We start from the raw sequence: 17,466 nt of genomic DNA on the forward strand, positions 1-17,466 counted from the left end.
CCGGCCGAATCGTAGTTGACGGCCTTGGCCAGCGCGACGGCCTGCTCGCCCATCTTGCGGCGGGTCTGCTCGTCGAGCAGCGGCGACGGCGCTTCCTCGATGACCTTCTGGTTGCGGCGCTGGATCGAGCACTCGCGCTCGCCGAGATAGATCACGTTGCCATGCTCGTCGCCGAGCACCTGGATTTCGATATGCCGGGGATCGACGATGAACTTCTCGATGAAGACGCGGTCGTCGCCGAATGACGACTTGGCTTCAGCCTTGGCGAGGTTGAAACCTTCGGCGACCTCCGCCTTCGAATGCGCGATGCGCATGCCCTTGCCGCCGCCGCCGGCGGAAGCCTTGATCATCACGGGGTAGCCGATCTCGTCGGCGATCTGGACGGCATGCTTGTCGTCCTCGATGACGCCGAGATGGCCCGGTACGGTCGAGACCTTCGCCTTTGCAGCCGCCTTCTTGGATTCGATCTTGTCGCCCATCGCGGCGATCGCGCCGGGGTTCGGGCCGATGAACACGATGCCGGCGGCTTCCAGCGCGCGCGGAAATGCCTCGCGCTCGGACAGGAAGCCGTAGCCGGGATGCACCGCCTGGGCGCCGGTCTTGCGGCAGGCCTCGACGATCTTGTCGATCAGAAGATAGCTCTCGGCCGCGGCGGGCGGTCCGATCAACACGGCTTCGTCAGCCATCTCGACATGCAGCGCGTCGCGGTCGGCCCCGGAGTAGACGGCAACCGTCTCAATCCCCATACGGCGCGCAGTCTTGATGACCCGGCAGGCGATCTCGCCGCGGTTGGCGATCAGGATTCGTTTGAACATGCTCTTCACAGGGGCAAATTGTCGTGTTTCTTCGCCGGCATCTCGACCTTCTTATCCCTGAGCATGGCCAGCGCCCGCGCGATCCGCCGCCTCGTCGAGTGCGGCATGATGACGTCGTCGATGTAGCCGCGCTCGGCGGCGATGAAGGGGGACAGGAAGCGGTCTTCGTATTCCTTGGTGCGCGCCGCGATCTTGTCGGGATCGCCGACGTCACTGCGGAAGATGATCTCCACCGCGCCCTTGGCGCCCATCACGGCGATCTGTGCGGTCGGCCAGGCATAGTTCATGTCGGCGCCGATTTCCTTCGACGCCATGACGTCGAAGGCGCCGCCATAGGCCTTGCGGGTGATGATGGTGACGAGCGGCACCGTGCACTGCGAATAGGCGAACAGCAGCTTGGCGCCGTGCTTGATCAGGCCGCCATATTCTTGGCTCGTGCCCGGCAGGAAGCCCGGCACGTCGACGAAGGTGACGATCGGGATGTTGAAGGCATCGCAGAAGCGGACGAAGCGCGCGGCCTTCCGTGAAGCGTCGCTGTCGAGCACGCCCGCCAGCACCATCGGCTGGTTGGCGACGAAGCCCACCGTGCGGCCGGCGATGCGGCCGAAGCCGGTGACGATGTTCTTGGCGAAGGTCTCCGAGATCTCGAAGAAGTCGCCCTCGTCGACCACCTTCAGGATCAGCTCCTTCATGTCATAGGGCTTGTTCGGATTGTCGGGGATCAGCGTGTCGAGCGACATGTCGACCCGGCCGATGTGGTCGAAGCTCGGCCATTCCGGCACGCCGTCGGTGTTGTTCGACGGCAGGAAGTCGATCAGCCGGCGCATCTGCAACAGTGCATCGACGTCGTTCTCGAACGCGCCATCGGCGATCGAGGAGCGCGTCGCGTGCACCGAGGCGCCGCCGAGTTCTTCCGCCGTCACCACCTCGTTGGTGACGGTCTTCACCACGTCGGGGCCGGTGACGAACATGTAGCTGGTGTTCTTCACCATGAAGATGAAGTCGGTCATCGCGGGCGAATAGACATCGCCGCCGGCGCAGGGGCCCATGATGACGGAGATCTGCGGGATCACGCCCGAAGCCTGCACATTGCGGCGGAACACATAGGAATAGCCCGCCAAGGCAGCTACGCCCTCCTGGATGCGCGCGCCGCCGGCGTCATAGAGGCCGATGATCGGCGCCCTCGCCTTCATCGCCATGTCCTGAAGTTTCGTGATCTTCAGCGCGTGGGTCTCGGACAGCGAGCCGCCGAACACCGTGAAGTCCTTGGCAAAGACAAAGGTCTTGCGGCCATTGACCGTGCCCCAGCCGGTGACGACGCCGTCGCCGGGGATCTTGGTCTTCTCCATGCCGAACTCGATCGAGCGGTGCTCGACGAACATGTCGAATTCCTCGAACGAGCCCTTGTCCAGCAAAAGCTCGATCCGCTCGCGGGCGGTCAGCTTGCCGCGGGCGTGCTGTGCCTCGATGCGCTTTTCGCCGCCGCCGCGTCTTGCGCCGGCGCGACGTTCTTCAAGAGCTTCAATTGTGGAGATCACACAACACCCCCAGGTGGGTCCGCGAGCAGGCCTTACCCCGCCATATACAAGCGATCCGAGACCTGAGAAGGCTTGAAGACGCGCATTTGCACATGTTACAGAATTGAAAACCGCAAATTGCGAAGTTGCAAATGGCAGGAAAGCTCTATATCGGTCGCAGGTTCCGCGAGATAAGGGAGAGCTCCAGGCTCACCCAGGCGGCATTCGCTGAGCGGCTGGGCATCTCGCTCAGTTACCTGAATCAGATCGAGAACAATCAGCGGCCGGTTTCGGCCTCCGTGCTGGTGCTGCTTGCCGAAAAATGTCAGGTCGACCTGAGCTCTTTATCGCTCAACGACAGCGACAAGGTCATTTCGATGCTGGCCGAGTCGTTGGCTGATCCGATCTTCGCCTCCTACACGCCCAGCATACAAGAGTTGAAGCTGGTGGTTCAGAACGCTCCCGGTTTTGCTCAAGCGCTCCTGAACGCGCATCAGGCATATCGGCGCGACAGCGAGCAGCTCGCCAGCCTGGATGGCCAGATCGCCAACCTGGCGGGAGAACCGACGGCTTATGAGGAAGTTCGCGATTTCTTTCACCTGGTCGACAATTACGTCCATGAGTTGGATACCGCGGCCGAGGCTCTTGCCGACCGGCTGAATATTCCCGACAGCAACGCGACGACCGCGTTGATCAGCTACCTGGGATCGAAACATGGCGTGCAGATTCGCCAGAGCGGTCCGAACGAGACTTCATTGCGGCAATTCGATCGCGCATCGCGCACGCTTTTTCTGAGCCAATATCTGCCGACACCAACCCGAACCTTCCAGATTGCCCTGCAAATCGCGGCTCTTGAAGAAGAAGAACGGATTGGTCAGATTGCAGATAAAGCGACATTTCGATCAGTCGATGCGCGAAACGTGTGTGCCGCCGGATTGCGAAACTATTTTGCGGGCGCTCTCATTCTACCGTACCAACGATTCCTGCAATCCGCTCGAGAGCTGCGGCACGATCTTGAATTGCTCGCGACCAGGTTCGGCGCAAGCCTGGAACAGGTTGCTCATCGCTTGTCTACCCTTCAACGGCAAGGCCTGAAGGGTGTGCCCGTTTTCTTCGCCCGATTGGACCGCGCCGGGAACATCACCAAACGCCACAGCGCGGCAAAACTGCAATTTGCACGCTACGGAGCCGCCTGCCCGCTCTGGAATGCGCACCAGGCATTCGAGGCCCCAAGCCAAATCATTCGGCAACTCGCCGAGACACCGGACGGCATTCGATTTCTTTGCATCGCAACCGAACTTTCGAAAGGCCGGGGCGGCTTCGGCTCTCCTCGTCCGCGCTATGCCATCGCGCTGGGATGCGAAGTCTCCTATGCAAAAGATTTCGTATATGCAGACGGGCTCGACCTCACAAGCAAAGGCACTTTCGACCCGATCGGAATTTCTTGTCGAATCTGCGAGCGGACCAACTGTTCTCAACGCGCGATCCCGCCGCTCAAGAGCAGATTGAGAATAGACCGCGATCGCAGGGACATACTGCCCTACCAATTACCCGGCTAGGTCCGTTGACGGCGGCTGCGATCCCAATGATTGCGGGCTTGGGCACGGGTTCAGTTCCGGCGACCAAATCAGTGCACAGATTGCAATCGCGTTGCTCATCACGACAGCAGCAGTCAACGGCGCGCAGGCCACGTGTTCGGGCGGCAAGATCAGATTGACCGTTTTTCGATACAAGTCGTCATTTTATCGAAATTCTACATGCCCGGGCGAGAGGTAGCATTTGTTTCATCGAGATGTCACCACGCGGAATAACGCGAGGGGCCGGGCCTCGATGGGGCGACGAATGCTTGCCCATGGGAGAACGAAATGACGACGACGGCTTTGGACAGGATCGACATAAAGATCTTGAATGAACTGCAGCAGAACGCGAGTTTGACCAACGTTGAACTCGCTTCCCGCGTCAATCTCTCACCGTCTCCGTGTCTCGCCCGAGTTCGAACGCTCGAAAAACTCGGCGTCATTGACCGGCGAATTGCGGTGCTGGATCCCGCAGTTCTCGGCATCGGCGTTACGGCATTCATACAAGTTAAGCTTGAAAGGCAGGCCCAGCCATCACTCGAGAGCTTTACGCGTTCAATCGATCGCCTTGGCGAGGTGATGGAATGCTACCTGATGACCGGGGACAACGATTACCTTCTCCGCGTTATGGTGTCTGATATCGAGGCTCTTGAGGATCTCATCGTAAACAAGCTCTCCCGCATAACCGGGGTATCGAGCATCCGCTCGAACCTGGCCCTGAAGCGGATATCTCACAAGACGGTGCTCCCCATCGACACGAACCGACCAGTTCAGGTCAGGCCGTGCAGCTCTTCCAGGCGCCTCGACAGGCCCGCCAAACCACAATACGACGCCTCGCCCCAGGCGCGGATCGATGGCGGCATGAATCCCGAGACTTCGCGGATTTTGCGAGGTGACGGGCAGTACCCCTCAAGCCTCCCGTAGACAACGGCGCACTGGAGAACAGTCTCGAGCTTGCGCTCGTTGTTCGTGTTTTTTGCTCCAACGCACAAAGATCGAGTGCCGTTCCGTGTTCGACCGTGCGCGCGCGGAACGCGACGGTCAAAAGCCGGCCACGGAGAAAGGCTCCCGCGTGAGGTGCGGGAGCCCAGGATCGACAGCTAGTCACCAGGATTCCAGATCAGGAAGAAGCCGTTGTCATCGCCCAGCCCGACGGCTCGGCCAAGATTGGCGTAGAGCTTGCGAGACCCGAGTTCAGGTGCCGCAAGTGACAGGCTGACGTAGTCCTTGCCGCTGCTTTCGCCGCGCCGGATCCAGCCGGCTCCGATCTCGACACCCTGGGCGAGGATGCGGAAATCCGGCTGAGCCTCAGTCGACTTGCTGCGGTTAGGGACGATGTCGATGCCGGCACGGATGGACAAGGTCTTGAGCTCGCCCGTGAAGCCGCCGTTGTCGGTGCGGGTGACGAATCCGATTGCAGTCATGGTCTGTCTCCTTCGTTGCTGCTGGGCCGATCCCCTGCGATGGCGAGACCGTCATGGCGGCCGGAACGCAGCCGACCCCCTGGGGCGAAGCGTCAGCGGCGCACCCGAGCTCGCGCCTTTTTTGCAGCGAAGCGGCCGCGAGGAGCCGGCTTGCCGGCGGGGAAAAAAGAAGCAAGCGAGGGTTTCGGAGGGCGGGACGGTCGCCATAGGTCGTCACGTCCATCAGCAGGGAAATCGTCCACTGGAGCAGCGGAAAGACAGACATCGAGCGCATTGAGTATCCCGAACCGAAGCGTGCCCGCGGGCTCGTCAGGCCAATGCTCCACCTGTCAAATCTGCCAGTACCGACAAAACGTGCGACCGGATAGAATTCAGCAGGCCATGTCCAGCAACTGCCGGATATTGTTGGACGGGATTCGGAAGACCCATTGGCCGGCGTGTGGATCGCCGCGATGGCCGGGTGCACCGGTGAACTTCAACGAGCCTGTTTCGCGCGCACTAGCGACAGCAGCGGACATTGGCCAGTCAAGAACTCAGCCGCAACGAAAAACGTGAATGCGGCTTTTCGCAAAAGTGATCAATATCCGCACCTAGGATAACGCTGGTGCTCCCGTCCCAGGCATTCTTCCTGCCCGCTCATATCGGCCCAAACTGCGGCTCGTCGCAATTGAGTTGCCGTCAACGGGTTGATTGTATGTGCCAATGGGCTCTGACAATCTCGAGACGTCCGGTACCACGGGGCGGCTTATCAGAAACGACAACGCTGATCAGAATCGTATTTTTGATCAGCGCAGGAATACATTCGACACATCAAAGCACCGCGAAGCCATTAATCTCCACGACCCGCTTCGGCTTTCTGTGGCAGCCGCCGTGGCTTTTCCCGATGGTTCAATGACCGCTTCCGGGTTGCGCAGAGAGAGTGCTCGAGGGAGACTCATTGTCGAGCGCATCGCGGGCAAGGATTACACGACACTCTTTCATATAGAGAGAATGAGGGAATTATGCCGCGTCCAAGCAAAGGAGCCCGGCTCTATAGACGCAAAGCTCGGTATCGCGACGGCAACCTCGTCGCCCAGTCCGTCTGGATTATCAAAGACGGCGACCGACATATCGCCACAGGATGCATTGCGAGCGCGTCTGAAACAAAGCCTCCGCAGAAAGCAGAGCAGGCGCTAGCGAACTACATCGCGCAAAAATATCAACCGGAGCGCAGTCGAAGAGATATCGACGCCATCGATTGCGCCGACGTGCTGTCGATCTATCTGACCGATATCGGCGAGCCAGGTGATCAGTTTGAAATTGAGGCAAGGATCGAGCGGCTCAACGATTTCTGGGGCGGCAAGAAGCTGTCGGCAGTCAACGCGCAAGCCTGTGCAGGCTACGTCAAACATCGCGGCAGCCGGGGCGGCGCGCGTCGTGACCTCGAGACGTTCCGCGCCACGATCAACCATCATGCAAAGGAGGGCTTTCACCGTGGCACGGTTCGCGTATCCCTCCCGCCGAAAGGTGAGGCGCGCGACCGGTGGCTGACGCGCACAGAGGCCGCAGCCTTGATTTGGCAATGTTGGCGCTATCGCGAAAAGCAGACGATCCACGTTGGCAGCTCAAAGGGCGCCCCGGTACGGACCGATCGCCGGCCATTGCGACACGTGGCCAGATTTATCCTGATTGGTCTCTACACCGGCACGCGGGCGGGCGCGATCGCAGCGGCATCGCCATACCCCGAGCTTGGGCACTCGTACGTTGATCTCGAGCGTGGTATCTTTTACCGAAGGCCGATCGGGAAGCGGGCGACCAAGAAGCGTCAGACCCCAGCTCCACTTCCGCCCCGGCTACTGGCTCATTTGCGTCGTTGGAAAGACCGCAAGCTGATCGACACCTGCTTCGTTGAGTTCAATGGCAAGCCGGTCGCTTCCGTGAAGAAGGGCTTCAAATCTGCCGTGGATCTGGCCAAGCTGCCCGGGAAAGTCACTCCGCACACGTTGCGCCACACGGCGGCAACCTGGCTAATGCAGCGCGGCGTGCCGATCTGGGAGGCTGCTGGGTTCCTCGGCATGTCGCCGGAGGTCCTGCAAGATACCTATGGCCATCACCATCCCGATCATTTGCATGGGGCGGCGGCAGCCATTGGCCAAAAAGCGCGGTATGTTTCGGTGGTCAAATCGGTGGTTGACTCGGGAACAGCCACCGATGAGAACAAAAAACCTAAGGAAATCTGGTCGGAGTGGCAGGATTCGAACCTGCGACCCCTGCGTCCCGAACGCAGTGCTCTACCGGGCTGAGCCACACTCCGACTGAGAGCCGGGCTTATAGCGTCGGGTTTCGGGGACCGCAAGGGACCACAGGGCACCCAATTGAGGAATCTAGTCACAGTGGATACAGGTCTGAAAACGCACGTATTGCCCGCCGGCGCCGCCGCCACGGCCTCCGCCGCCGGGGTTTTGGCCGAGGGCGGCCTGGTAGCGTTTCCGACCGAGACGGTTTACGGCCTCGGCGCCGATGCCGGCAACGCCTCTGCGATCGCCCGGCTCTACCAGGCCAAGGGCCGGCCGGCCTTCAACCCGCTGATCGCCCATGTCGCCGATCTCGGCGCCGCCCGCCGGATCGCCCTGTTCAACGGGCAGGCCCTGCGGCTGGCGGATGCGTTCTGGCCCGGCCCCCTGACCCTGGTGCTGCCGAAGGCGCTGTCCTGCCCGGTTGCGGAACTCGCGACCGCCGGGCTCGACACGGTCGCGATACGCATCCCGGCCCACAAGGTGGCTCGCGACATCATCAAGGCGTTCGGCGGTGCCGTGGTGGCACCATCGGCCAATCTCTCCGGCCATGTCTCGCCCACCACCGCCGGGCATGTGAACGGCGATCTGGCCGGCCGGATCGACATGATCGTCGACGGCGGCCCGGTCGAGGTCGGCGTCGAATCCACCATCGTCGGCTGCTTCTCCGATCCGGTGCTGCTGCGGCCGGGCGGACTGACCCGCGCCGAGATCGAGCGCGTGCTCGGCCATCCCTTGCAATCGCCACCGCAGGATGCCGAGAACGACGCTCAGCCGATCGCCCCGGGCATGCTCGCCTCGCATTACGCTCCGCGGACCCCGGTCCGGCTCAATGCCAGCGACGTCCATGTCGGTGAAGCCTTGCTGTCGTTCGGGCCGGTCAAGGTCGCGCGGCGCGAATGCGCCTCGGTGGAGATGAATCTGTCCGAGCGCGGCGATCTCGCCGAGGCCGCCGCCAACCTGTTCGGCTACCTTCGCACGCTCGACACAAGAAACGCGGATGCTATCGCGGTGATGCCCATTCCCGAGGACGGGCTGGGCGAAGCCATCAATGACCGGCTGCGCCGCGCAGCGGTCGGGCGATAACGAGCATGACCCGGAAGAGTGGAAACCGGTTTTCCCTCGCGACAAACGCGACGCGTTTGCGCCGAGGTCATGCGTGAACTAAGAACCCCGGCTGAGTGAAAGACCAAGAAAAAATGAACATCGTCCAATCAGCGGTGCCGCCGCTTCCGCCCGAATTGCTGGAAAAATTCCGCGCCATCGTCGGCGCGAAATATGCGGTGACCGATGCCGCCGACATCCAGCCTTACGTCACCGAGGAGCGCGACCTGTTCCACGGCCGTTCGCCGCTGGTGCTGCGTCCGGGCTCGACCACTGAGGTCGCCGCGATCTGCAAGCTTGCGACCGAGCACAGGATCGCGCTGGTGCCGCAGGGCGGCAACACCGGCCTGGTCGGCGGCCAGACGCCGCACAATGGTGAGGTCGTGGTGTCGCTGCGACGCCTCGACAAGATCCGCGACATCGACGTCGAATCCAACACCATGACCTGCGAGGCCGGCGTGGTGCTGCAGATCGCGCAACAGAAGGCGGCCGATGTCGACCGGCTGTTTCCGCTGTCGCTCGGCGCCGAAGGCAGCTGCACCATCGGCGGCAACCTCTCGACCAATGCCGGCGGCACCGGAGCGCTCGCCTACGGCGTGGCGCGCGAGATGGCGATCGGGCTCGAGGTCGTGCTGGCCGACGGCCGCGTGCTGAACGCGCTGTCGAAGCTGAAGAAGGACAACACCGGCTACGATTTGCGTAACCTCTTCATCGGCGCCGAGGGCACGCTCGGCATCATCACCGCGGCGACCTTAAAACTGTTTCCGAAGCCGCGTGCGGTCGAGACCGCCTATGTCGGCCTGAAATCGCCGGCGGCCGCCCTCAAGCTGCTGTCGATCTCTCGCAACGAGGCGGCCGGCAGCCTGACGAGCTTCGAACTGCTCGCCGACATCGCGGTCGACTTCTCGATCCGCCACGGCATCGATATCCGCGATCCGCTCGAGAGCAAGCATCCCTGGTACGTGCTGATGGAATTGTCGTCGTCGCGCGACGATGCGCGCGACACGCTGGAGGCGATCCTCGCCCAGGGCATGGAAGACGGTATCGTCGACGACGCCGTGATCGCGGCCAATCTGAGCCAGCGCCAGGCGTTCTGGAAGCTGCGCGACGAAATGTCTGCGGCGCAGAAGCCGGAGGGCGGCTCGATCAAGCACGACATCTCGGTGCCGGTCGCAGCGGTGCCCGCCTTCATCGCCGAGGCCAACGCGGCTGTCGTGCAGCTGATCCCGGGCGCACGGCCGGTACCGTTCGGCCATCTCGGCGACGGCAACATCCACTACAATGTCAGCCAGCCGGTCGGCGCCAACGCGGCCGACTTCCTGGCGCGCTGGCACGACGTCAACGCGGTCGTATTCGACATCGTGCTGCGGATGGGCGGCTCGATCTCGGCCGAGCACGGCATCGGCGTGCTCAAGCGCGACGAACTGCCTGAGGTCAAGGACAAGGTCGCGATCGAGCTGATGCGGCAGGTCAAGGCGATGCTCGATCCGCTCGGCATCATGAACCCGGGCAAGGTGCTGTGACCGTGCAAGCGACGATGCCCGCTCCCTCCCTCGCCATTGCACCAATCACCGACGCCGACATCTCTGCCGTGGTCGCGCTGTGGCAGGCCTGCGGCCTGACACGGCCCTGGAACGATCCCACTTCCGACATTGCGCTGGCGCGGCGCGGACCGAGCTCGGCCGTGCTGGTCGGCCGCGACGACGGCGCGATCGTCGCGACCGCGATGGTCGGCCATGACGGCCATCGCGGCTGGGTCTATTACGTCGCGGTCGATCCCAACCGCCAGGGCAAGGGCCTTGGCCGCACCATGATGGCCGCGGTCGAGGATTGGCTGCGTGCAGCCGGCGTGCCGAAGCTGCAATTGCTGGTGCGGCGGGAGAACGCCAAGGCGAGCGCATTCTACCAAACGCTCGGCTACGAGGAATCCACCTCGGTGATGCTGGCCAAATGGCTCGACGGTCGCGAAGCGACGCCGTAACAAGTTTGAGGATCGACGCATGAGCATCGCCGACCGCGTCCGCGTCAAGGACGTCCAGCTGCTGTCGAAGCGCCGCTACGAGCTGAAAAGCGCGACCTTCGACTACCGCCGCAGCAATGGCGAATGGCAGACCCAGGTGCGCGAGGTCTACGACCGCGGCAACGGCGCGGTGCTGTTGCCCTACAATCTGAAGGCCCGCACCGTCGTGCTGGTGCGCCAGTTCCGCTATCCCGCTTTCGCCAACGGTTATGATGATCTCCTGATCGAGGCCGCCGCCGGCATGCTCGATGACGCCGCGCCGGAGGAACGCATTCGCGCCGAAGCGGAGGAAGAGATCGGCTACCGGCTCGCGCATGTGCGCAAGGTGTTCGAAGCCTTCATGACGCCGGGCGCGGTAACCGAGAAGCTGCATTTCTTCGTCGCCGAATACGACGCGGCGATGCGCGTCAGTGACGGCGGCGGGCTCGCCGACGAGGGCGAGGATATCGAGGTGCTGGAGCTTGCGATCGACGACGCGCTCGCCATGATCAGCGATGGCCGCATCGTCGACGCCAAGACCATCATGCTGCTGCAATACGCAGCGCTGCATCTGTTCAGGTAGGTACCGCCGCGTTCCGGCGAGGGACGCGCGCTGCCAAAATATCGAAAACAACCCCATGCAACGTAGCCGGCGGCCGGCGTTCGACCAGGCCACTTGACACGTCGGGCAACTCACGGGTACATTTCTAATATTCAGAAATCACGCGGACGCACGCTGGCCTCTAGCCCCGTCATCCCCGCGCAACGGCTTTGCCGTTGTCGCTGGAGGTGCGAGCCTCTTCGGCGAGCCTCGAAGGATGAATCGGCCACCAGCCGGGCCGTGCATCCTTCGAGACGCGCGAAGTCGCGCTCCTCAGGATGACGGAGAGATACTTGCGCTGCAGATCCGGCTCGTCGATCAGTTGCTTGCCGGTGCCGCCACGCATCGTCTACCGCATCGTGATCGCAAGGCCGCTCAGATCGGCGTTGGCCATCAGGCCGACCTGATGGCCGGTCAGCTCCAGCACCGCGCCCTTCTGATTGGTCAGCACGATCGCGCGCGCGCCGCGGCCGACGGCAAGCCCCGCGCCCGCCGCGCCGTAGACGCCGGCAACGTCGGACGGACGATTGATGTTGCTGACGCGGCCGCGCAGCACGGTCTTGGAGCCGCCGAACACCAGGCCGTAATCGAGACCACCGGTCGAGAGCCGATAGGAGCGGCCGCGGAACGTCAGCACGCCGCTGCCGCCGGAGCCGCCGATGATCCATCCGGCCTTGTAGATCGTGAGCGTCACGAAGCCGCTGTCGGCACGGGCGGCCGAAGAGAAAGCAAGTCCCGTGAACGCCAGCAGCGCGACCAATGCGGCACGAAGGGTGGATGTAAATTTCATGTGCAGTCTCCCCAAGATTTGCTCACGTCGATTTTCTTGCGTCGCGCAGTCGTGCGCGAATCACAACGCGCCGACTGTAGCAAGCGCGTGACCCGGCGCAATTTGGCACAGCGCCGGCCGATTTGTTGACGGCTGCTTCCGTGCAACCGGCGTTGAACCTGTTCCCGGGGTTGCAACACTCACTGCATGTCCGGGGCGATCGGCCCCTGAGCTCCAGGATTTTCTCGCGGAGCATTCACATATTCAAACCGGAGATTTTCGATGCGTCGTCTTGCGATTGCCTGTGCCGCCATTGCCGCCACCGTGTCCGTGCTTGCCGCGGCAAGCCCCGCCAGCGCCAACCCGTATCATCTGATCCGCTGGCAAGACACCGGTTTCTGCCAGATCTGGGACCAGAGCATCCCGACCACGCCGTGGCCCGCAAACTTCGCCGTCGTCAGCGAGGAGCTGCCGACCTTCGACGCCGCGTTCACCTACAAGACCGGACTGCTCAACAACGGCACCTGCGCGTTCTGAGCACTCCCCGATCACGCACAGGGCGGACACGCGGCAACCACGCGGTATCAGCTCTTCTGCTGTCAGGCATCACGCGATCGAGCATCAGTGATGCTGACGCATCAGTGATGCTTGATCAGCGCGTCACGCGCGGCGGCAAGTTCGAGGAACGCGGCGCCGTTGCCGCCGCCGTCGGGATGCACCGTCTTGGCGGCGCGCTTGAACGCCTGATGGACCTCGGTCGCCGCAAGGCGACGGCCGAACGGCAGGCCAAGCAATTGCCGGTAGCGCTCTTCCTGCGACAGCACCTTCGGCGCCAGGCCGCGGCGGCCGAACTGCGGCGCGGACAGCATGTGCAGCGCATCGCTGACGATGCCGAGACGGCGCAGCGCCATCGATTTGGTGCGGCGGTCGGCCGACTTCAGCGCTGCCTGGCGCAGGATCGGCAGCACCTGTGCGGCCGCATGCCGCAGCGTCTCGTCGATATCGGTCGTGGCGATCTCGGCGATCATCTTGGCCATCTCGCGATAGTCGGGATCGGCCACCGCGCAAAAGCGCTCGATCGCAACTTTCCAGTGTCTGATATGCGGGTCCATGATCGGTCCGTACTGTCATCCGAATATGGATGACAGCAACGCGCAAACGCGGCTTGGCGTTTCGGTTGGCGCAGTTTTGAATAGTGTTGTCGACAACATCAACAAATCAGAACGAGGAAACGCCATGGCCCTTCTCGACAATCACATCGCCGTCATCACCGGTGCAGGCTCGGGCATCGGGCGCGCCATCGCACTCGGCTACGGCCGCGAGGGCGCGCGGGTGGTGCTGCTCGACATGAACGGCGATGCGGTGGCGGAAGCGGCCAGGGAGATCAGGAACGCCGGCGGCAAGGCGGAAAGCTTTACGCTCGACGTGACCGATCGCGACACCTGCATCGCGATGGCCAAGCAGGTCGCGGACAAGGTCGGGCCGGTCTCGATCCTGGTCAACAATGCCGGCATCGCGCGCCGCAACGGCATGCTCGGCGCCGATGAAGCCGTGATCAAGGATTGGGAAGATATCATCTCGATCAATCTCACCGGCGTCTTCAACGTCACCCATTCGTTCCTCGCGCCGCTGCGCAAGAACAAGGGGCGCATCGTCAATATCGGCTCGATCCAGTCCTTCGTCCATCTGCGCACGCCGAGTTCGCCGGCCTACACCGCCTCCAAGCACGGCGTGCTCGGCTTCACCAAGGCGCTGGCCGCCGAGCTCGGCAAGGACGGCGTGCGCGTCAATGCGATCGGCCCCGGCTTCATCGAAACGCCGCTGAACGAGAAGGTGCGCGCCACCAATCCCGATCTCGTGAAGGTGTTCATGGATCACACCCCGCTCGGCCGCGCCGGCAAGCCGGAGGACATCGTCGGCCCCGCGATCTTCCTCGCCTCGGACCTGTCGGCCTATGTCTCCGGATCGATCGTGATGGTCGACGGCGGCTACCGGACACTGTGACGGATGGAACCGCAATCGTGGCGATTTCTGGGTATTTTGCTTACAAAGCAGGGAGTTAGCGAGATGTTAACGACTTGTTAACCAAACCGGCACACCGTGGATCTACGGGGTAGTTGATTCTCGATGTCTCCGCCTCATCGACGAGGCGGGCGTTGATCGGGAGGAGTTCATGTCATACGCGTCCACCGTACCGTCGTCGGAAGCTCTGCTGCCGTCGCTGGCTCCAAATGAAATCGTCCCATTGCTGATCGGCGCGACCGTCGATGAGGTCGAGCGGGAACTGGTGCTGCAAACGCTCGCGCGCTGCGACGGCAACCGCACCCGCGCCGCGCGCGTGCTGGGACTGTCGGTCCGAACCTTGCGGAACAAGATCCGCGAATATTCGGCCGACGGCATCGACGTGCCGCTGAGCGAGCACGCGGCGGTCTAGCCGGCCGGAGAGCCTCAAGCGTGGCAGCGGAAGTTCACCTCTCCTTTGGGAGAGGTCGCGCGCAGCGCCGGGTGAGGGTTACGGTCTCTCGTTAGAGCTGTATCCCCTCACCCGATTTGCTTCGCAAATCGACCTCTCCCCAATGGGGAGAGGTGAAGCGAGCACGTGGCCAAAGCAATTCGATCTAACTCATCGGGCCCTAGATCGAGAGATCGATCGCAAGACGCCGCCAGCGCGACAGCAACGCGCTGTCCTCTTCACCGAGGCCGCGCGCGAGACGCATGTCGGTGGTCGCGGTCTGTTGCATCGTCCGGGCCACCAGCGCGGTCGCATAGTCCCAATAGTCGCGCCGTCCATTCGGATCGTCATCGACGAGGGACTTTGCGAGGATCTCGACGTAGATCGCGGCGACGGCATCTTGCCAGAACTCACTTGCGCGCCTGTCGGCGGAGGGCGCGCCGGTCCGCGCCTGCCACATCAGCCAGTAATTTTCTTCGCCTCCGGCCCACTCCGATGACGGCAGGCACGGATCAAGACATGGCGAGCGGCACAGGAGCGGCTGCATCGTCCGAGCGTTGCAGAACACGGCATAGCCGAGCTTGTCGTACCAACGCGCGCGCAGCAATCGGCGGATCTCGTCCTGCTCGTCCACGGCGAGTTGGCGCCTGCCCGTCCGCTCGAGTTCGGCGATGATCGCGGCCACGCGGTCGCGATCGAACGGCTCGACCTCGAGCACCACGCCGATGTTGCGCGGAAACAACGCATCGAGCATGTCGACCATCTCGCGATAGAACGCGCGCGCCAGGCCACTGCCACGCCACGCCCTCCCGATGCCGACATGGTTGCAAAAGATCAGATGGCTTGCGTGATCATAGGTGAAGAAGCCGAGCCCGATCGCGCGCCCGGCGGCGCGCAGGATGAAGCAGCGCGAGTCGAGGCGATAGGACAGCTCGCGGCCGCCGACGCTGAATTGTCTGATCTCGCCGACGTCATCGGACAGCAGCCAGCGCACGATGTCGTCAGGGCTGTCGCGCTCGCTCGCGGGAAACAGCTCCTCATAGAGCTCGAGCACACCCGTGCCACGAAAGGCCGCTTCGTCGAGCACATCGTGCCGCATCACGACGATGTCGAGCGGTTGCGATGCGTCGCCGTAGCTGCCGTCCAGAACCCGCAATGCGTCCTCCGATGTCATAATGCCCACGGAATTATGACTGTTGATCGCTCGCATCGGTGGCGGCCGGCAGAATTGAAGCCGTCGTCCAACCTCTGTTACAAGCGGCTCCAGATCGCGACGGAGCATATCAGTGGCTGACGAGACAACTTCCCGCCAGGGGGCACGAGGGGCACAGGGGCCGCAGGGCCGTCAGGGCGAGCCGGGAAAGCCCGGACCGCAGGGACATCCCGGCCGGCCGGGGCCGGAAGGTGCACGCGGCAAGCCGGGTCCGCAGGGCAAGGCGGGCGTGGTCGGAAAGGCAGGTCCCCAAGGCAAGCCGGGGGTGCAAGGCAAGGCAGGCGTGCAGGGTCCGCGCGGCGAAGCAGGTCCACAGGGGCCGCAGGGCCCAGCCGGCCCGCGCGGTGAAGCCGGCCCGCCCGGCCAACTGCCGTCGATCGAGCAGGTGATGCCGTGGCTGCACATGATCTTCGACGCTTGGGAAGACTACAAGCGCACCAAAGAGCGTGAAGCCGCCGAGCAGGCTGAACGCGATGCCGTCGAGCGCGCGGCAGCGGAGGCTATCGCCCTTGAAGTCGATGACATCGATCTCGAGGAAGATGACGACGAAGACGGCGATCACAAGAAAAAGAAGAAGCACCGCAAGAAGGACAAGAAGTAATTCTTGTCGTCATTGCGCGACGACACGGCCAGCCCTGTCCGTGTCGCGCGCCAGGCTCACCGCTCGGTCCGGGGATTGGTCGGAGGATCGGACGGCCTGGCGAGTTGCATGAGCTGGAACACCCAGCGCATCGCGTAGTACCAGGCAACACCCGCGAACGCCCCGCACGCCGACAGGATGATGACGTTGGCGAGGTCGATCGTGCCGCTCGACCACAACATGCCGCAAGTCCAGAGCACAGCGAACGCAATCGAACAGAGTGTGAGCAGGGCGGCAGGCTTCATGGCGTTGCTCCGGGGCCGGGGTGAACGGCAATGATGCCCGGTGGCCTGACGCCTTACCGTGACCTGCGTCACGGAATGCGCTGGGCCTCAGCCGAACCGGAGGCGCGAGCGCTCCCTCGCCTTCTCCGCCTCGACCTCGCGATCGCGCGCCGGTGCCGTGGTCTGCAACGAGATCAGGAGTTTTCGCGCAGCAGCGGAAACCTCGACCACGGCAAGATTGAAGGCAGCTTCATTGGACTGCGACGGCTTGTTGAAGCCGGACAATTTGCGCACGAATTGCAGCGCCGAGGCGTGGATCTCGTCTTCGGTGGCGGGCGGCTCGAAGTTGAACAGCGTCTTGATATTACGGCACATGTCGGTCTCCCTCGCCCGCACCAGCGGGGCGGCTCTCTCAAAGACGATCGGCTGCTGCAAAATACGACATCGTGGTCTATTCTGGCAGCCTCATCGTCCACGAGGGAAACGAGGGTTCCGGATGAGCCACGTGATCTACAAGGTTGTCCAGCACGACGGCGGCTGGGCCTATACCGTCAACGGGGTGTTCTCGGAACCGTTTCCAACCCATGCCGCGGCACTTGCCGCCGCACGGCGCGCCGCCAACGAGCAGCGCGTCCCCGGGCGCACCGAGGCGATCCAGTATGAGACCTCGGACGGCAAATGGCTGACCGAGACCGCCTCCGGCAACGACCGCCCGGAGACCGAGGTCGAGGACGGCCGCTAGAGCGCGATGAGTTCAGGTAGGTTTGGCTGCGTGCTCGCTTTACCTCTCCCCCGTTGGGGAGAGGTCGAAGCAAATCGGGTGAGGGGGCGCAGCTCTAACGAGGGACCGTAATCACC

General features: G+C 63.0%; 21 protein-coding genes, 1 tRNA gene and 1 pseudogene. 12 read left to right on the forward strand and 11 right to left on the reverse strand.

Annotated features, from left to right (window positions below):
- Both AKN84_RS42255 and AKN84_RS42260 read right to left on the reverse strand, forming a co-directional pair.
- Positions 1-815 (reverse strand): ATP-binding protein (locus AKN84_RS42255; protein ID WP_128971658.1); only part of this gene is annotated, 815 nt, incomplete at its 3' end.
- Positions 816-820: 5 nt separating this feature from the next.
- Positions 821-2,350 carry an acyl-CoA carboxylase subunit beta gene (locus AKN84_RS42260; protein WP_430649974.1) on the reverse strand — a complete coding sequence of 510 codons (1,530 nt, stop codon included), beginning with the start codon at positions 2,348-2,350 and terminating at the stop codon, positions 821-823.
- Between the two features lie 134 nt (positions 2,351-2,484).
- Here AKN84_RS42260 and AKN84_RS42265 point away from each other — a divergent pair, with 134 nt between their 5' ends.
- A complete protein-coding gene (locus tag AKN84_RS42265; protein ID WP_050426253.1) occupies positions 2,485-3,891 on the forward strand; it encodes a helix-turn-helix domain-containing protein in 1,407 nt (468 codons plus the stop codon).
- A 306-nt stretch (positions 3,892-4,197) separates the two neighbouring features.
- Positions 4,198-4,833 carry an Lrp/AsnC family transcriptional regulator gene (locus AKN84_RS42270; RefSeq protein ID WP_050426254.1) on the forward strand — a complete coding sequence of 212 codons (636 nt, stop codon included), beginning with the start codon at positions 4,198-4,200 and terminating at the stop codon, positions 4,831-4,833.
- Between the two features lie 176 nt (positions 4,834-5,009).
- Here AKN84_RS42270 and AKN84_RS42275 read toward each other — a convergent pair whose 3' ends face one another.
- Both AKN84_RS42275 and AKN84_RS50530 read right to left on the reverse strand, forming a co-directional pair.
- Positions 5,010-5,333 carry a DUF736 domain-containing protein gene (locus AKN84_RS42275; protein WP_050426255.1) on the reverse strand — a complete coding sequence of 108 codons (324 nt, stop codon included), beginning with the start codon at positions 5,331-5,333 and terminating at the stop codon, positions 5,010-5,012.
- A 1,172-nt stretch (positions 5,334-6,505) separates the two neighbouring features.
- The gene (locus AKN84_RS50530; protein WP_347337389.1) at positions 6,506-6,928 is read right to left on the reverse strand and encodes a hypothetical protein; all 423 of its coding nucleotides are present in this window, start codon (positions 6,926-6,928) and stop codon (positions 6,506-6,508) included.
- 54 nt (positions 6,929-6,982) lie between these two features.
- On the opposite strand from AKN84_RS50530, the pseudogene AKN84_RS50535 reads away from it, so the two are divergent.
- Positions 6,983-7,381, forward strand: a pseudogene (locus AKN84_RS50535) (tyrosine-type recombinase/integrase); the annotation flags it as partial.
- A 168-nt stretch (positions 7,382-7,549) separates the two neighbouring features.
- On the opposite strand, the gene AKN84_RS42285 reads toward AKN84_RS50535, so the two are convergent.
- Positions 7,550-7,626, reverse strand: a tRNA-Pro gene (locus AKN84_RS42285).
- 79 nt (positions 7,627-7,705) lie between these two features.
- Between AKN84_RS42285 and AKN84_RS42290 the strand changes: the two genes are divergently transcribed.
- The 4 genes from AKN84_RS42290 (at position 7,706) to AKN84_RS42305 (ending at position 11,292) form a co-directional block, all read left to right on the forward strand.
- Positions 7,706-8,692, forward strand: a complete 987-nt coding sequence (locus tag AKN84_RS42290) for an L-threonylcarbamoyladenylate synthase (protein WP_050426256.1) — start codon at positions 7,706-7,708, stop codon at positions 8,690-8,692.
- 113 nt (positions 8,693-8,805) lie between these two features.
- Complete coding sequence (locus AKN84_RS42295; protein ID WP_050426257.1) at positions 8,806-10,233, forward strand: FAD-binding oxidoreductase; 1,428 nt, start codon at positions 8,806-8,808, stop codon at positions 10,231-10,233.
- Between the two features lie 14 nt (positions 10,234-10,247).
- The gene (locus tag AKN84_RS42300) at positions 10,248-10,691 is read left to right on the forward strand and encodes a GNAT family acetyltransferase (RefSeq protein ID WP_050426267.1); all 444 of its coding nucleotides are present in this window, start codon (positions 10,248-10,250) and stop codon (positions 10,689-10,691) included.
- A gap of 19 nt (positions 10,692-10,710) precedes the next feature.
- The gene (locus AKN84_RS42305; RefSeq protein WP_050426258.1) at positions 10,711-11,292 is read left to right on the forward strand and encodes an NUDIX hydrolase; all 582 of its coding nucleotides are present in this window, start codon (positions 10,711-10,713) and stop codon (positions 11,290-11,292) included.
- 169 nt (positions 11,293-11,461) lie between these two features.
- Here AKN84_RS42305 and AKN84_RS42310 read toward each other — a convergent pair whose 3' ends face one another.
- Together AKN84_RS42310 and AKN84_RS42315 are read right to left on the reverse strand one after the other, a co-directional pair.
- A complete protein-coding gene (locus tag AKN84_RS42310; protein WP_050426259.1) occupies positions 11,462-11,656 on the reverse strand; it encodes a hypothetical protein in 195 nt (64 codons plus the stop codon).
- A gap of 3 nt (positions 11,657-11,659) precedes the next feature.
- Positions 11,660-12,100, reverse strand: coding sequence for a hypothetical protein (locus tag AKN84_RS42315; RefSeq protein WP_050426260.1), 441 nt, complete (start codon positions 12,098-12,100; stop codon positions 11,660-11,662).
- 261 nt (positions 12,101-12,361) lie between these two features.
- On the opposite strand from AKN84_RS42315, the gene AKN84_RS42320 reads away from it, so the two are divergent.
- Positions 12,362-12,616, forward strand: a complete 255-nt coding sequence (locus AKN84_RS42320) for a hypothetical protein (RefSeq protein ID WP_050426261.1) — start codon at positions 12,362-12,364, stop codon at positions 12,614-12,616.
- Positions 12,617-12,717: 101 nt separating this feature from the next.
- Here AKN84_RS42320 and AKN84_RS42325 read toward each other — a convergent pair whose 3' ends face one another.
- On the reverse strand, positions 12,718-13,191 hold the full coding sequence (locus AKN84_RS42325; RefSeq protein ID WP_050426262.1) for a hypothetical protein: 474 nt from the start codon (positions 13,189-13,191) through the stop codon (positions 12,718-12,720).
- 124 nt (positions 13,192-13,315) lie between these two features.
- On the opposite strand from AKN84_RS42325, the gene AKN84_RS42330 reads away from it, so the two are divergent.
- The gene (locus tag AKN84_RS42330) at positions 13,316-14,083 is read left to right on the forward strand and encodes an SDR family NAD(P)-dependent oxidoreductase (protein WP_050426263.1); all 768 of its coding nucleotides are present in this window, start codon (positions 13,316-13,318) and stop codon (positions 14,081-14,083) included.
- A gap of 169 nt (positions 14,084-14,252) precedes the next feature.
- Positions 14,253-14,513, forward strand: a complete 261-nt coding sequence (locus tag AKN84_RS42335; protein ID WP_050426264.1) for a helix-turn-helix domain-containing protein — start codon at positions 14,253-14,255, stop codon at positions 14,511-14,513.
- Positions 14,514-14,712: 199 nt separating this feature from the next.
- On the opposite strand, the gene AKN84_RS42340 is transcribed toward AKN84_RS42335, so the two are convergent.
- Positions 14,713-15,687: a hypothetical protein gene (locus tag AKN84_RS42340; RefSeq protein WP_050426268.1), complete on the reverse strand. Its 975-nt coding sequence runs from the start codon at positions 15,685-15,687 to the stop codon at positions 14,713-14,715.
- A gap of 130 nt (positions 15,688-15,817) precedes the next feature.
- On the opposite strand from AKN84_RS42340, the gene AKN84_RS42345 reads away from it, so the two are divergent.
- A complete protein-coding gene (locus AKN84_RS42345) occupies positions 15,818-16,345 on the forward strand; it encodes a collagen-like domain-containing protein (protein ID WP_050426265.1) in 528 nt (175 codons plus the stop codon).
- A gap of 56 nt (positions 16,346-16,401) precedes the next feature.
- Here the strand turns inward: AKN84_RS42345 and AKN84_RS42350 are convergent, their stop codons facing one another.
- Positions 16,402-16,629, reverse strand: a complete 228-nt coding sequence (locus AKN84_RS42350; RefSeq protein ID WP_050426266.1) for a hypothetical protein — start codon at positions 16,627-16,629, stop codon at positions 16,402-16,404.
- Positions 16,630-16,716: 87 nt separating this feature from the next.
- A complete protein-coding gene (locus tag AKN84_RS42355) occupies positions 16,717-16,983 on the reverse strand; it encodes a DUF2277 domain-containing protein (protein WP_050426269.1) in 267 nt (88 codons plus the stop codon).
- 121 nt (positions 16,984-17,104) lie between these two features.
- On the opposite strand from AKN84_RS42355, the gene AKN84_RS42360 reads away from it, so the two are divergent.
- Positions 17,105-17,350, forward strand: a complete 246-nt coding sequence (locus tag AKN84_RS42360; RefSeq protein WP_016840968.1) for a DUF2188 domain-containing protein — start codon at positions 17,105-17,107, stop codon at positions 17,348-17,350.
- The last annotated feature ends 116 nt before the right edge of the window (positions 17,351-17,466 follow it).

Source organism: Bradyrhizobium tropiciagri, assembly GCF_001189845.1.
GTDB classification, from domain to species: domain Bacteria; phylum Pseudomonadota; class Alphaproteobacteria; order Rhizobiales; family Xanthobacteraceae; genus Bradyrhizobium; species Bradyrhizobium tropiciagri.